Here is a 14,793-nt window from a genome sequence, read left to right as displayed (position 1 = left end):
AAGCTTGCCTGCAGACCAGATCTTTTAATCAATCACAACATCTACATACCAAAATCAGGAATGGTATCGGGTGGGTACGTCCAACTTTGGAATATAAGCTGTTCTACCAAAGCCTGTTCTTCAGCCGCTGGCGTGTAATCTACAGCTGACCATACAGCTTGAATGGCTGCACCAGCCACAATCGTGGGATTGGTATCGGTGATGAGTCCTGGAGAGATGGTTCGACGTGACCAGCAAGCCATGTGTACGTGGAGAGGGCGCCACACGCGGAGGCCGCACTGCTGCGTTTGCGCAGGCCAGCGTGCAAGCACGACGCGCAGTGCTGTGGCGCCTACAGGGATCGTGTGTGCCGTCGCCTGCTCGCGCAGCAACGTGGTGGGAGAGCGCGTGGATCCTCGTACCGGTGCGCAAAGGATCACGAAACAGGATCCGTCTCGGTGTAGGCGCCACAGGCATGCGATGTTCGTTGAGCACCTCGCTCCACCATCACGCCGCATGCCGGGCTCCGCGTGTGACGCCCTCTCCACGTATGATTCGCTGCTTTTCTCCATAACGTCTTTCGCAGCCATAAAAAGGCTTAACCGAAAGGTATTGGGCGCAAGAGCTGCCGTTACGCATGGAATGGATAGAGTGCTTCTTTCCATTGTTGTGCGGTCAACAGGGATGGTAGTTCTGGCTGCCGGGCGCGCAGGCGGGTGGCCAGAGCGGCGGCGGCTGGTGGGCGGAGTCCTGTGCGCTGGAGGATCTCGACGCTGTTGAACAGTTCCGCTGGCGTTCCGGTGAAGCTGAGTTCGCCGTCACGGAAGGCAACAACGCGCTGGCAGTATTCAGCAACCAGGGTCATATCGTGGGTAATCACCAGGATAGTTTTGCCCTGCCGTTGCAACTCGCACAGCAAACTCATAATCCCCAGGATTGAGCGATGATCCTGTCCCGTGGTTGGTTCGTCTACCACCAGTATCTCAGGTCCCATGGCCAGGACGGCTGCTACGGCCAGGCGTTGGCGCTGGCCTTTGCTCAGGAAGAGGGGGTCTTCATCGGCATAGCTTGTCAGGCCCACTGCTTCCAGGGTTTCCTCAACAATAATACGCCGCTTCCGGGCATCGATGCCGAGATTCTTTAAACCATACTCAATCTCATCGCTGACTTTGCGGCAAAAGAGTTGGTGATCTGGATTTTGAAAGACATAGCCGACCGAGCCTGGCAGGCGGGACCGCACTTTACGTCTGGCGGCATCCTGTCCAAAGACATGTAACTGGCCCCCCGTGGCTCGATAGATACCGGCAATGATTTTGGCCAGCGTGGTTTTGCCGCTTCCGTTTGGTCCCAGCAGCGCCAGCATCTCACCCCGATACAGCGTCAGATTGACACCCTTAAGGGCCAGCGAGCCATCCCCATAGTTATAGATCACATCTTTCGCCTGCACGACTGCCTCTGCCTGGGTCGTGGGAGTAGCTATAGGAAGTATGGATACGAGCTGACGCTGCTTAATGACTGGCTCAAAGGCGGCTTCAGCTTCCGCAAGGTTGAGCGGTGGCCGCCCCTGGTAGGTATGGTTGGTTAGCCAGGAGATACGAGCCAGTTCGCCAACGGAGGCCCCACAGCGCTCCAGGATGTCCTGCTGAGCATAAAATTCAGCTGGAGGAGCCTGCAATTGGATGCGTCCCTCATGGAGGAGAGCAATGCGATCACAGAAGGTAGCCAGGATATCGGAATCCTGCTCAACCAGGACCACGGTCATCTGATAATCCTGGCGCAGGCGCGCAATGGTCTCGATAACCTCGCGCTTCCCCACTGGATCCAGATCACTGGTCGGTTCGTCAAGAATAAGCACTTCTGGCCGCAGCGCTAAAAAGGCCGCAATAGCGATACGCTGCTTCTGTCCACCCGAAAGATCGGAAGGATGCAGATACAGCGCACCATGCCAGAGCTTTTGTAGTCCCACCCATTGCAGCGCGATATAGATACGCTGCAGAATCTCTTCCTGGGAGACACCCTGAATCTGCAATCCCAGCGCCAGTTCGTGCAGAAGGCTCATACGTAAGAATTGATTCTCTGGATCCTGTAACACCATACCTATTTTGTGCGAAGTCGCTGTCTCAGGGGTAACAGGCTCTCCAAGGATGTCAACCTGGCCTCGATAATGATGTGGCTGCTGCTCTTTAGTTAAGCGCGTCGTATGCGGAATAATACCCATCAAGGCCCGGCAGAGCGTGGTTTTTCCTGCTCCACTGGGACCAGTAATACCAAAGCACTCACCCTGCTTGATATCCAGGTCAATTGCGCGTAAGGTCCAGGCACCGGCCTTCTCACTAAAGGTTGGATAGCGCCACCATAGACTGGTAGTCTTGATGGCGCTCGGAACGGCTGGATTCACTGCATCAGGCTCTATCTGTAGACTGGAAAACGGCTTTTCGCTAAAATCTTGTGCCACCATCGTTTACCACCATCTCTGAAATAGCGCCGTCAGACCAGGATACGGACCAACAGCCATATACAACAAGACGAGACAGATCACCAGCACGCAGCCATCGAGCAGTCTGAAAGGACTCTTCTCATAGAAATCTACGTCCTTGTGCCGTAAGTTATAGCCGCGTGCCAACAAGGCATCGCCAATTTCGCTTGAGCGGCGAATCATCATCGCCACCATGGGGACCGCGATACTGGCAAGGTCGCGTAGACGCCTGATAAAGCTACGTGGCCGGGCATCGACCGCGCGCGCAATTTGCGCCTGACGGATGGTCTCAAAATCGGTTAAAGCCAGATTTAAAGCTCGAAAGACTGTGCTTAAAAAGAAAATAATCGGATTAGGGATACGCAACTGGCGCATGGCTCCCATCAGCTCAATATCACGACTGGTTACCACCAGGGCCACGGTTAAAAGCATCATGCCTGAATAGCTGACAACCTTGGTGATAGCCATGATCAGCCCTTGATCACTGATATAGATGGTCAGTGGATGAAACAGCGGAATATGGGCAAAGGTCCAGGATGGTAGCGGCAGGAGATAGGAGAGGATGATGGAGACGATCGTGGCCAGAACCATACCGTTCACGATGCCGCGCTTCCATCTATAATATCCAATCACAACCGCCAGCCAGATCAATTGCCAGACAGCCAGACTCAGGGTCAGAAAACCGGGATAGATCGGCTGCTGTACAAAAACCATTTTTCCGGCAATAGGATTCAGCACTGTCCAGGATAAGAACAGGCTCACCATGGTCGGCAGGATTAGCAGTAAGTAGATACGTACTACCTTGCCATGCATGCCACTCAGAAAAAATATGGCGATGCTGGGGATCCACAACACCAGTGCGCCCACCAGATCAGGGGGTGTCATATTCATGGCCCGCAACTGGGCCGCCGATAAGCACAATACCAGCAGGATACGCAGCAACAGGTGCACGCGAGCGACTGGCGCATCTACCCGGCGCGAAAATAGAAACGAACGTACATAACGACGTCCTGGAGGCGGTTGCAGATATGGAGCCTCCTCAGATATGGCATACAGCGACTTTTGATGAAACAATCTATCTGGCCTCCACACGCGATGAAACGACTTGATACATACAAATTATACGCTATACCTGGAACATGAACGTATCACCAGCAACGAGCTTATCCAGGCAGGGGTTTACCTGATTGCAGTTAGCAGTATATAAAAACAAACAACGTTTCCTCATGTTTTCGGACAGAAGTCCCTCTGCGACCTACCGTACCGGCAGCGCTGGTCGCTACGACCTAGCGGCGCAAGGGCTGGCAATAAAAAAGTGGTTCACGCTATATCAACGCAAACCACTTGCTTTATTTTCACCACGCTTATGGTTGAATCATTTGCATGAATTCCTTGCGCAGGTCACGATCATTGCGGAAAGTACCACGCATGACGGATGTCGTCATGACACCTGGTGTGCGAATACCACGTGCTGACATACAAAGGTGTTCGCCTTTGACAATGACGGCGACATGATTGGTCCCAGTAATCCGACTGACCTCATCAGCAATTTGCTGTCCCAACCGCTCTTGAATCTGCAGTTGATGCGCAAATTGGTGGGCGATACGCGCGAACTTTGAGAGTCCCAGGACTTTGTCGGTGGGGATATAGCCAATGGCGACATCACACCACATGGGTAGCAGGTGATGCTCACACAGTGAAAAGACCCGCATACCTGAGACACATACAATCTGGTCAGTCGCGTCAGAGCTAAATGTTGTCTCTGTCTTCCCTGGATCATATTCGATAAACTCGCGCCACCAATCGGCCCAGCGGCGAGGTGTACCGTCTAATCCTTCGCGATCGGGATTTTCTCCCAGAGCGACAAGTAGCTCGCGCCCTAATTCCAGCAAGCGAGGATAATCAACCTGCGGAATAGCTGGCTGACCCTCAACAACAACAGCCTGCTCTTGCTCTTGTTCTAAAAGGGGGACGTCTTTCCGGTGCCCATTATTCTGAGCGTGGCCATTGTTCATAGAGTGATCCCGATCTAAGTGCAATACCATATTTATTTATCCTCATTTCAGTGCATTTCGCTGCGTTGCCTCATCAGGGGTTATACGCCTCGCTTGTTTCCCCACAAAAGCGTGTGTAATTGTGGAAGCACTGTCACCTCATACCAGCGATCTGTAATAGTGCGCTGGATGAGCCAATCCATACGATCCAGGATACCAGATATGTCTATCTCTTTGGCTTGTTGCGGTGGCGTATGATTTCCTGCTTGCAAGTACATGGGTAAAGCAGGATAGCGTTCCGCGACAGATCTGGCATAGGCATAGTCTTCCTCATCAAAGATAACAATCTTGAGGCAGATCTGTATTTCATGATCGTACTTATTGGCCGTTGCATATAATATACTACGGTCCAGGCGCTCCCAGCGCGTCACTTGATGACTGCTTGGTGGCTTGGGAGAAAGAGTCAGGTAATCCAGGTTAGCAAACCAGGGCTGAGCAATACTCCCCTGGGTCTCAATGGCAAAGGTATAGCCATGTTCATGACCCAGATTGATCAAGGCTTCAAGCGGCTGCATCGCAGGATTTCCCCCTGAAAGCGTCACCAGAAGCGGTGTATTCCCTGAGAGGCGCTGGATCTCAGCAAAAACCTGCTGGCTATCCATAGCCGCCCACTCAGCTTTATGCTCGGGTAATACAGCATAGAGGCTGTCACACCAGGAGCAGCGGTAGTCACATCCACCGGTGCGGACAAACACGGTCGGTTTGCCGATCAGCGCCCCTTCCCCTTGAATGGTTGGACCAAAGATCTCAGAGATCTGGATCGTTTTGGTGCGCACGCGATTATTTTCAATGGTTTGTGTCATCCGCTATGCCTCCCCCCGCTCGTCGTGTGTAATCTCCACATAACCTTTTTCTGTTTCCCATAATCTGATGCGGTAAAGGAGCACATCGGGTATCCCACCTGCCACCAGGGCATCCCACATCCAGTGCACAAGATTTTCAGCGGTGGTACGAATACCCGTCACAGCATTCAGGTCATTATGGTCCATACCGCCTTTTAGCAGCGGATCAGCAGCCTCGCCACGGGGTACAGCATCCGAAAGCTTCTCGATAATCGTTGCATTAACGATGCTTTTCAGGTCGTCGAAATCCATGACCATTCCATCACTGGATTCTCCTGGCGCTGCGATAATGGGGCCGCGCAAGGAAATCTGGAGGCGATAGGAGTGACCATGAGGACGACGACATTTGCCGCGATGACCTGGTAGGTGATGGGCGGCTTCAAAAGCAAATTCTTTGGTGATAATTGCGTATTTAGTCATCAGATTTCCTCGCATGATGTTTTCTATGGTCTGTAAGCACTTCCCTACGATCTTCCTCTATTAAGGTTGTGACACGCCACCTGCGGTGGCGGGGGAGGGGAGAGTGAACCGGGGCGCAGCCCCGGACCCCAGGTTAAGGGCCGCGGCCCTTAACAATCCCGCTTGTCTGGTCGAATTGTTAAGTTGTTGCCCTTAACAATCCCGCTTGTCTGGTCGAGACGCTAAGGTGTTGCCCTTAAACATTCCCGCTTGCCTGGTCGAGACGCTAAGGTGTTGTCCTTAAACATTCCCGCTTGCCTGGTCGAGACGCTAAGGTGTTGTCCTTAAACATTCCCGCTTGCCTGGTCGAGACGCTAAGGTGTTGTCCTTAAACATTCCCGCTTGCCTGGTCAAAATGTGAATAGGCGGCTCTTAACGATCCCGCTTGTCTGTCTTACACTTAGCTCTCTCGTTTGCCTGGGATGTGGAGGTATTGTTCAGGGTCGTTGGCGTAGCTGGTGGGATCTGGGACGCCGGCGAGTTTGAATGCTTCGTAGCGTTCGACACAGGTACCACAGATACCACAGTGCTGATCACCCAGTCCTGAGTTGCCACCTTCATAGCAACTCCAGGTAAGATCAAAGGGAACGTTCAGGCTGGCACCAAGCTGAGCAATCTGGGCTTTCGTGAAGCGCATAAATGGCGATTCAACCTCGATCTTCTGGCCTTCCATGGCGACGGCCAGTAAATCATTGAAGGCGTCAACAAAGACTTTGCGGCAGTCTGGATACTGAGCATGATCGCCCTGGTGCGCGGCATAGGCGACCACACTGGCATGCTCGTTCCAGGCAACGGTGGCCGCTTGCAGGAGCATATTGGGATTACGGTAGGGCACAACCGTGGCCTTCATGCTGTCATCGGTATAATGGCCATGAGGCATCTGCTTCTCAGTATTGATCAGTGCGGAATCCGAATTGGTCAACAAACTGGCGATTGGTAAATCAATAGTATTATGGACAATCTCAAGCTGACTGTAGCGTGAACGTAGATCAGCAATATAGCGTTCCGCGTAGGTAAGCTCCTTCACATGCTTTTGTCCGTAGTCGAACGAGATCAGGTGCAGGTGAAAACCCGCAGCCGCATAATAATGGGCCAGGACACAACTATCCATCCCCCCACTGACAATTAACACCGCCCGGTTGTTTGCAGGCATAATAATTTCCTTTCTGGATGCGCTGATGAATACAGAGAATAGAGCTAGCCAATAGCAGGCATAAACCGTCTCAACTCGGGCCGTGGACCGTGGTATTCGGGGATTGCATACTCAGTAGTGATTACCGTTTTGATGTTGCCACGAACAGTAAAGTCGCCCACAATTCTGATCCAGCGTGGTGCAAGCAAAGCTACCAGATCATCCAGAATGGCATTGGTCGATGCCTCGTGGCTGATCTGACGATTTCTATAGGCATTAATATACAACTTCAAGCTCTTCAATTCAACAACATTTTTATCTGGCACATAATCAACAATAATAGTAGCGAAATCTGGAAAGCCAGACCGGGGACAAAGACAGGTAAACTCAGGAATTTCAAAATGGGTGACATAATCACGATCAGGATAGGCATTAGGCCAGGCTTCGAGCTGGTTAGCAGCAATTTCTTCAAAGCCATAGCGGCCGGGTTCACGGCCCTGTTCAGTCTCTTGCATAAATGACCTCCATAGAGATAAAAGATTTATTCTTCCAATATCAACAATATCACATCCTGCAACAGATTTTGGCCAAAAAAATCACCCCGAACAAGCATGTTATATGGGTGTTTTACTACCAAAGCATCCAATATTAGTACGGATGTCCAAAAAAAAGACGACCTCTTTGTCGCCTATCCCATGCTACTGGCCTGCTCACCGGCTAGTCCTCACTTTATAGGGCAGACCAGTAAGCCAGGCTGGCGGTGGAGATGCCGCTAGGCGAGCCACTCCATCCAGCTACCATGAGCTGCGGCCCTGGCCAGTGTTTGCCTGGTTTCCAGTCCCTGTAGATAAAGGGAGAGATCCAGGGTAGGATCTGTTCCATCAGCAATAGCCTCATAGGCAATGCGGAAAATTTCTCTGTGGCGACTGGCAGAGATAAGTATGTTTGAGAACTCCTGGCGCGCATCTTCAGGAATCTGATTGAAGGTAAAAGAATGAAAGATGCATAAGGTTGTATCCATCGGCACGTTGGCCATGATGGTAGGTAGTAATTTCAGCGCATCGCCGGCCAGAACCAGGGGCCTCTGTTGTCTGACGATCTCAAGCGCATTCTGTAAACGTGTGAAGCGCTCTTTATGCTCCGGCCAGATCAGTGCGCGCAACCAGAGAACAGCATCTGGATTACTGATATTGATGGGATGCAGATCAAGGCCTACACGCAGCGTCACTTCGGGCATCTCTGGAGGAAGCGGCGGCACCTTTGGTCCCCGCAGTTCGCAATCAAGTTGTAAGGCAGAAGTTCTATTGCCACCGGAAAAGACATCCCCATATCTGTAGCCATACTGATCCCAGAGCAGATTTAAACCAGCACTGGTCCCAATCTCAATAATTGCTAATGGACGTTTGCGCCCAAGCTGGGACACTATTTCAAACATCGGTAAGAGACAGGCACAGCGGCAAATTTCATTGGTCTGTACGCGTCGTGTACTGATGATCTCACGTAACTGATCTTCGTACTGCTGGCAAAATGCACGGAAAATTGGATAGACACCTATCAATTTAGCGGGCAGCGCAGTGAGGCTTGGGTAGAATGCTGCCAATGGATGCTGAGTTCCGCTGAGCAACAAATAGTGGACAGCGGCAAAAAATATATTAGGTACCGGCTGACCTGGTCTGGCGTGGCTGGCCAGGGTAAGCATAGTAGAATCTTTAGCAACATTGCGGGCAAGTATACTATAGAGAGGAGAAGGATTCACATCGCTTTCCCGCTGAGCGAAAACCTGAAATTGACGCGCAAGATTTTCTATTCCACTGGCAAGGTGGGACTGAGACATACAAAAAACTCCCTTCAAACATATAGAACCTGAATCCCATAATCCCTGGCATTCTTAGTAATCAAGTAAGATTACAATTTCTCATATAAATCATACCTGATATCTGGTCAATAATGCTATTGTATTCTAACACATTCAGGACTTTTTAATATTGCTTTTTGGCGTCTGCGACGCCAGGTGTGGAGTGTGGAGTGTGTTTGGTGCGCGGCTGCAGCCGCGCACCAAACACACTCCACAACTGAATTAATACCCATAACATCTCTTGTTAGTGATCTCTGAGTGAATATTAAAAAATCTGCAGCACATTCTTTTTATGACATGACTCAAAAAATTTGCCATTCATTGGTGAGAAGAGAAAATATGAGGGAATCATAGATAGTGCCCTTAATAATTTTGTTTGCACGCAAGTGTCCTTCCTGCTGCATGCCAATTTTTTGCAGAACGCGGATAGAAGCTGTATTTTCAGGGATACAGGTACCCATGATACGCCGCAGTTGCAAGGTTTTAAAGCCATAATTGACCATAGCACGTGCCGCTTCAGTCATGTATCCATGGCCCCAGTAATCGCTATGTAAAGCATAGCCCAGTTCAGCTTCGCCGACCGCACGATTGGTTATCTTTAAACCACAGGTGCCAATTAAGCGCTGGCTGGACTGTAAAATAACCGCCAGATGAAAGAGGAGACGATGCGCATCCTGCTGCTGATCCGCCAGGAAATCCAGGTCGCTTTGACATTCTTCGGGTGTTGAGGCCGAGTAGGCCATATATGCTGCCACCCTGGGATCCGTCTCATACGCATAGACGGCCTGCCAGTCTGCCGGTTCAAATTCTCGCAGCGTTAGATGTGTAGTTGTCAATTGGACCATTGCGACCTTCCCCCCTGAATTTCCCTGTTTGTGCCAGACAAGAATATCATGTAGCGGCAAGCCTTGACGGCTGCGCCATTTCACGTACTATACGTGGACTGGTCGCAGCCGTCAAGGCTTGCCGCTACGGAGGGGGCGCTTATAACATCCAGTTCACGGCATCTTCGCCACTGGTGAGGCCAACGGCAATAACACTGATGTTATCGGCTCCACCATGGTTAAGCGCGGCCTGTACAAGCATGGCGCTCATTTGGGATGGATTATGCGCAGAGGAAGCCATGATTTTTTCGAGGGCTGAATCGCGTACCATTTCCCATAAACCATCCGAGCAGAGAAGCAAGATATCATTGACTTGCAACGGAATAGCAAATGAGTCGATCTCAACGGACGCATGCTCGCCCAGGCAACGATAGATCTGGTTGCGCTGGGGATGGGTATAGACCTCATCACGGGTGATCACGCCATCCTCAACGAGGCGCGCCACAACTGAATGATCATGAGTAATCTGTGTCAGACCCTCGCTGGCGCGATAAAGATAGGTACGGCTATCCCCAACATTGACAATATATGCCATCCGATCCACCACCAGAGCGGCCGTAAGAGTGGTACCCATCATCCTGGTCCTCTCCCGATTACGGCGATAAAGAGCCAGATTTGCCTGATGAACACCATCCTTGAGCATATCCTGGAACAGGGTCTTTTCTTCTTTCGCGCTACTCCCGCTGACATCCCGCAGAAGAGCGGGCACAATGACATCGCTGATAGCGTGGATGGCGGTACGGCTGGCCTCACGTCCATTCGCATGGCCCCCCATACCATCCGCGACCATAAAGAGTCCCGCTGGCTTGGATCCTTCATCGGTCACACGCATACCTTGAATGGTAAACAGGCTATCCTCATTGGGAGAATCCTTACGCGTCAAACCAGGATCTAAACCGATGCCAACCACAAAACGCGGTGCAGGTTCAATCTCGCTAACCTCTGGAACTGGAGCAGGCCTGCTCTTTTTCACCGGTGGCAGATGCTGCTGATCAAAATCAAATTCTTCGGCATCAGGAGCTAATAAAGCGGCTTGCATACGAGCAGCGCGTTCAGAGGCCGGTATGGTATCATCCAGATCATCCAGAGGATCATACTGCTCCAGGTCAAGGTCGTCTTCTTCAAGATCTCCAGGCCGTGTTTCCCAGAGGTCTACGTCGAGTGACTCGTCTTCTGGCGATTCAAATTGCGGCTGATCCAATTGCTGTTGTCGGGCATATTCAGCCTGTTGCTGCTCAAATTGCCGCTGCTTTGCTTGTTCAGCTTGCTCACGCTCAGCCTGCTGCCGCTCAAATTGCCGCTGCTTTGCTTGTTCGGCCTGCTGACGTTCTTCGCGCTCAACCATTTCCGCGAAAGCTGCTTCGACATTGACATCTTCAGACGTATCGGGTCGCTCACGCAACGCGGTTGGCGGGACAACCCGCAAAGATTTTTGCGAGGGTCTCGACTGAGCATCGTCATACTCTAGAGGCTCATCAAATCTATCCTGCGTATTTGGGTAAGATGGTTGGCGCAGATTTGTGGTCTGACGATTGCCAGTCGCGCTCCCACGGCTATTGCCTGGCTGGCGATAGATAGGAGTTGGATATGACAGACCAGGAAAACCAATATCCCCTACCGCCTGCGCGGCTGGAGCATAGGCGGACGAACGCATAGCAGGAACAGGGACGGCCTGTGTTTGTGGTTCCTGGATTGGACGCGAAGGTCGGGAGCGGCGCACCCCGGGCTGTGAATATGACTGGCTCTGTTGTGACCGAGCAGCAGGCACTGGACGCAGCGGGACCGGCTCGGTTAAATCATCCTCAGCAAAATCCTGCTCCTGCAGCGCCTGTTCGGCCAGCAGTTCTGCCTCGCGCAAATCGTCCTCAAAAGAGGATGGTGGAACTTTAAAGTCAGCCAGGATATGGGTGCCAATTTTAAAACCCAGCACGCCAATCGCTATCCATAAGATGAGAAGTGATAGCGAAAGCAAGCAGAGGCCCAGGAGTGGTAACAGGATTGCTGCCCCCTGGGCCTTCCAGAGAGTCGGAAGTTGCTGTAGCACCTGCACCAGGAAACGCCAGGCCCAGGGTGGAAAGCCTCCTGAGCTCGCCAGGAGGAGCAAAGCCCCAAGCACCACGGCAACCAGTGACACCATCTTGATCCAGCCTTGTTGTCTATAGGCTTCTTTGATATTTTCGCTCATCATTTCCCATCCAAACTTTTTGCTTCAGATCTTTTACGTGACCACAGTACATATATTGAGCTCTTCCATATACTATCCTTTATAGATCATTCCCCATAGCGGCCGGTGTGGCGATAAATGACGTGACGCGGACAACCGTCGTTGGCTGCAGGACAACGCGGAGGCCTGCCTGCCCGGTTTTTAGTTCTGGATCTGAGATGACGATCATCCAGCGATCAGGCTCTTTGGTGTCACTGCGCCAGACTTTCGCGAAAAGCATTGCCCCGATAGCACGGAAGCGTATGCTATACACGCTACCTTTCTGAGCCGCAAAAGTAACACTCCCAATCTGGGTAGATTTACCATTGACCCGCTTGAGAATGCTCAGATGCTGGCCATCGATGAGCGCCTTATACCAGTTTTGTCCGTTAGTCCAGCGTAAAACAACACCAAAATTAACGCCATTGCCAAACTGATTGACCGCCCCATTGGCCAGCACATCAACGTTATCATTCGTCGGTCCCAGAACCGCATTGACAGTCCCCTGTCCATTAGCCATTTGTCCCGTAGCACCAGCGATCGAGAAAACCTGTAAGGTATTGGCGTCCCCCTCCCATTTACGGCCATCAGAGGACTGACCCCATAATTGCTGATTGGTACGCTGAAAAGAGTCCTGGGCCAGCACATTCGCCTGATTAGGATTCATCTTATTCTGCATACCGCCTGTATTAGGATTTTTCGCCTGTCCTGGCTGCTGCGGCTGAGCTGTTGCCTGGCCCGCATTTGCTGGCTTCTGGGGTGTATTGTTCCCCATCGCATTTGTCATGATTGGCGTCAAGGCTTTCTGGATTGGACCAGCATAGAGACCCGAAATCAGTCCACCAATAACCAGCATAATGATCAGCGTGATAATGGTTAACCGTTTGTTCATGCGCTATTTTCCCCCATCATTATGCAAAACACGGAACGAACATTCGAAAGCTCTGAGTCTATCTGATTTTTTGCGTTTCTTCATCTTCTAGCCCGATACGGTACAAAGGCTCTGGGACTCAGCTGACCAGGAACCATCTGTGGCATCACACTGCTGGTTCCTGGTTTGACTGGTGTCAGATCTAAAGTAGCCAGAGATTCCATGTGATCATGGAGCCAGATCACCCCCTGGCGCATCTGGTTCGTGGATGGATCAAGTTGTCCGGCGAAAGCATGATTGGAATTTGCGATCATGTCATTGATGAGTGTGAGTGTCATTGGTTGCTTTATTTGATTGTCATCCATCTTGACGATCTTTTGCGCGTCACTACGCACCTGACTGAGCCAGGAATTAATATCACTCATTGAAGTTGTGAGATCGTTCATCTGTTTGCGCAAAGGAGCCGATGCATCATCCGCCTGCAGGAGTCCACGCAGATGATGATCAATATGGGCCATATAGCTGGGTGGCTCCTGATTAGGACCATTGACCTCTAACAGTCCAACGCGGGCCAGCCGTTCGTTGACCAGGAGCGGCGATTTAGGTGGCAGGTCTTTATAAAGAAAGGTCGTACCATCCAGATAGGCCAGCACACGCATGGTCTGACGGCGAATAAAGGCACTATCTTTCGTATCTTCCCAGGTTTCGCGCATACTCCCAGTCCACTCAACAATCTTACTGGTATTTCGGTATAACCAGTTGTTGAGTCCACCGGGCAACTCCACTTCATTAAGCGTTGGATCAGAAGCCAGCAGATGGCGCAGATGGTCCAGATAACTATAATTCTTCACATTATCCGGTGCCTTGATCGGAGTACTTGAGAATTCGCCATAGTAGCGCCAGCTATGCGTATCCATCGAAGGCGACATTGGCGTGACCGTAGCATCTTCCTCTGTCAGCAATACTCTGCTGGTTGTCAGCAACAGATTTGAGTGTTGCGAATCCCCTGGATACATCAAGTGCGCGTTGCCATTACTCACATTCAAAGCGCCGAGCGCGATAGAAGTAGGATCATTCTGATTTTTATCACCAAGTAGCCAGGCATAATATTTTTTATTCGCGCCAGGATTCGGCAGGCTGTGCACATCCAGCACAACTTGATCCGCGATACCCTGACTTGTATTCTCGTTCACTTGTCCGCTACTAATAAAGGATAGCCGTCCAACACTGGTTGGTGCAGGTGTCTGCACAGCCATCGATTGAAAAGAATGAGAAAAGATTAAAAAAGAGCCAATGATAGCCAGAATCAAGGCCCCTGTAATCACCGTCAGCATGGTTGGCAAGCGTTTTGAACGCGCCTTTGGTGGCGTGACAACAGGCAATGGTTGCTGCTGTTGTGGAGCGGCTACAGGCGACGACTGACTGGTCGGGAAGATCGGCTCAGCCGAGGTTGCCAGAAAAGGCTGCATGGTCGGAAGCACTGGTTCGGGCTGGTTCGCGCGAAAAGTTGGTCTGGACGGAATCCCTGCCGCCGACTGCGTTCTTACAGGCGACAGCTGTTGCGGGGCAACAACAGGTGGCTGCCTGCTGGGAATCACCGGAGGCAGATTGGGTTGCGTCACCCGCGGAGGCTGTTGCAGCGGCCTGGTCGGGATCCCGCTTGCTACCTGGTTCTCCAGAGGAATAGTGGGGCGTGTCAGGGCACGCTGCCGGACCAGTTGACCGCTACTGACAGCTTGCACCAGTTGCTCCATCGATTGATAGACTGGAAAGCCATTTTTCGCTGCCAGTTGGGCCAGTTGACCACTATGGGAGATGACAAAAATGATCGTCAGCTCATATTGCCGCTTGATATGCTTCAGCATCGTAAAGTCATCGGGCCGCTGGAACGTGCGAGCCTGTTCAGCCAGCATCAAGACGATTGGCTTCTTCTGACCAGCAATAACTGGAAAGAGCGCCAGCTTATCATCTTCTGGCTCTACATATAAGACACTGAAATCACCCGAGTCATTTTTTTTCATCATTCCCTCGCTTCCAT

At 51.4% G+C, this 14,793-nt stretch carries 13 protein-coding genes; all 13 read right to left on the bottom strand.

Translation table 11 applies throughout. From position 1 onward, the window contains the following. Positions 1-41: 41 nt before the first annotated feature. The 13 genes from KDW_RS24340 to KDW_RS24280 all read right to left on the bottom strand — a co-directional run bounded on the left by KDW_RS24340 (position 42) and on the right by KDW_RS24280 (position 14,779). Complete coding sequence (locus tag KDW_RS24340) at positions 42-419, bottom strand: hypothetical protein (RefSeq protein ID WP_151758540.1); 378 nt, start codon at positions 417-419, stop codon at positions 42-44. A gap of 191 nt (positions 420-610) precedes the next feature. Beyond that, positions 611-2,437 carry an ABC transporter ATP-binding protein gene (locus KDW_RS24335; protein ID WP_151758539.1) on the bottom strand — a complete coding sequence of 609 codons (1,827 nt, stop codon included), beginning with the start codon at positions 2,435-2,437 and terminating at the stop codon, positions 611-613. Positions 2,438-2,440: 3 nt separating this feature from the next. Then, positions 2,441-3,529: an energy-coupling factor transporter transmembrane component T gene (locus KDW_RS24330; protein WP_151758538.1), complete on the bottom strand. Its 1,089-nt coding sequence runs from the start codon at positions 3,527-3,529 to the stop codon at positions 2,441-2,443. Between the two features lie 290 nt (positions 3,530-3,819). Then, complete coding sequence (gene folE, locus KDW_RS24325; RefSeq protein WP_233097895.1) at positions 3,820-4,500, bottom strand: GTP cyclohydrolase I; 681 nt, start codon at positions 4,498-4,500, stop codon at positions 3,820-3,822. A gap of 50 nt (positions 4,501-4,550) precedes the next feature. Continuing rightward, on the bottom strand, positions 4,551-5,312 hold the full coding sequence (gene queE, locus KDW_RS24320; RefSeq protein ID WP_151758537.1) for a 7-carboxy-7-deazaguanine synthase QueE: 762 nt from the start codon (positions 5,310-5,312) through the stop codon (positions 4,551-4,553). A gap of 3 nt (positions 5,313-5,315) precedes the next feature. After that, positions 5,316-5,771, bottom strand: a complete 456-nt coding sequence (locus tag KDW_RS24315; protein ID WP_151758536.1) for a 6-pyruvoyl trahydropterin synthase family protein — start codon at positions 5,769-5,771, stop codon at positions 5,316-5,318. Between the two features lie 439 nt (positions 5,772-6,210). Then, entirely contained in the window at positions 6,211-6,963 is a 753-nt protein-coding gene (gene queC / locus KDW_RS24310) for a 7-cyano-7-deazaguanine synthase QueC (protein ID WP_151758535.1), read from the bottom strand. A 44-nt stretch (positions 6,964-7,007) separates the two neighbouring features. After that, positions 7,008-7,457, bottom strand: a complete 450-nt coding sequence (gene queF, locus KDW_RS24305) for a preQ(1) synthase (RefSeq protein ID WP_151758534.1) — start codon at positions 7,455-7,457, stop codon at positions 7,008-7,010. 257 nt (positions 7,458-7,714) lie between these two features. Beyond that, the gene (locus KDW_RS24300) at positions 7,715-8,776 is read right to left on the bottom strand and encodes a DUF2332 domain-containing protein (RefSeq protein ID WP_151758533.1); all 1,062 of its coding nucleotides are present in this window, start codon (positions 8,774-8,776) and stop codon (positions 7,715-7,717) included. 323 nt (positions 8,777-9,099) lie between these two features. Next, the gene (locus KDW_RS24295; protein WP_151758532.1) at positions 9,100-9,642 is read right to left on the bottom strand and encodes a GNAT family N-acetyltransferase; all 543 of its coding nucleotides are present in this window, start codon (positions 9,640-9,642) and stop codon (positions 9,100-9,102) included. Positions 9,643-9,781: 139 nt separating this feature from the next. Next, entirely contained in the window at positions 9,782-11,869 is a 2,088-nt protein-coding gene (locus KDW_RS24290; protein ID WP_151758531.1) for a protein phosphatase 2C domain-containing protein, read from the bottom strand. Between the two features lie 76 nt (positions 11,870-11,945). Beyond that, positions 11,946-12,776, bottom strand: a complete 831-nt coding sequence (locus tag KDW_RS24285; protein ID WP_151758530.1) for a hypothetical protein — start codon at positions 12,774-12,776, stop codon at positions 11,946-11,948. Between the two features lie 80 nt (positions 12,777-12,856). Beyond that, positions 12,857-14,779, bottom strand: a complete 1,923-nt coding sequence (locus tag KDW_RS24280; protein WP_151758529.1) for a hypothetical protein — start codon at positions 14,777-14,779, stop codon at positions 12,857-12,859. Between the last annotated feature and the right edge of the window lie 14 nt (positions 14,780-14,793).

The organism is Dictyobacter vulcani (assembly GCF_008974265.1).
Classification (GTDB): domain Bacteria; phylum Chloroflexota; class Ktedonobacteria; order Ktedonobacterales; family Ktedonobacteraceae; genus Dictyobacter; species Dictyobacter vulcani.
Note: the sequence above shows the minus strand (reverse complement) of the source record. Positions and strands in the feature narration are given on the sequence as shown.

What these genes read in the sequence shown, in the direction of transcription:
- KDW_RS24335 (WP_151758539.1), bottom strand. Translation starts at nt 2,437, where the DNA reads ATGGTGGCACAAGATTTTAGCGAAAAGCCGTTTTCCAGTCTACAGATA.
- folE (WP_233097895.1), bottom strand. Translation starts at nt 4,500, where the DNA reads ATGGTATTGCACTTAGATCGGGATCACTCTATGAACAATGGCCACGCT.
- queE (WP_151758537.1), bottom strand. Translation starts at nt 5,312, where the DNA reads ATGACACAAACCATTGAAAATAATCGCGTGCGCACCAAAACGATCCAG.
- KDW_RS24315 (WP_151758536.1), bottom strand. Translation starts at nt 5,771, where the DNA reads ATGACTAAATACGCAATTATCACCAAAGAATTTGCTTTTGAAGCCGCC.
- queC (WP_151758535.1), bottom strand. Translation starts at nt 6,963, where the DNA reads ATGCCTGCAAACAACCGGGCGGTGTTAATTGTCAGTGGGGGGATGGAT.
- queF (WP_151758534.1), bottom strand. Translation starts at nt 7,457, where the DNA reads ATGCAAGAGACTGAACAGGGCCGTGAACCCGGCCGCTATGGCTTTGAA.
- KDW_RS24300 (WP_151758533.1), bottom strand. Translation starts at nt 8,776, where the DNA reads ATGTCTCAGTCCCACCTTGCCAGTGGAATAGAAAATCTTGCGCGTCAA.
- KDW_RS24295 (WP_151758532.1), bottom strand. Translation starts at nt 9,642, where the DNA reads ATGGTCCAATTGACAACTACACATCTAACGCTGCGAGAATTTGAACCG.
- KDW_RS24290 (WP_151758531.1), bottom strand. Translation starts at nt 11,869, where the DNA reads ATGATGAGCGAAAATATCAAAGAAGCCTATAGACAACAAGGCTGGATC.
- KDW_RS24285 (WP_151758530.1), bottom strand. Translation starts at nt 12,776, where the DNA reads ATGAACAAACGGTTAACCATTATCACGCTGATCATTATGCTGGTTATT.
- KDW_RS24280 (WP_151758529.1), bottom strand. Translation starts at nt 14,779, where the DNA reads ATGATGAAAAAAAATGACTCGGGTGATTTCAGTGTCTTATATGTAGAG.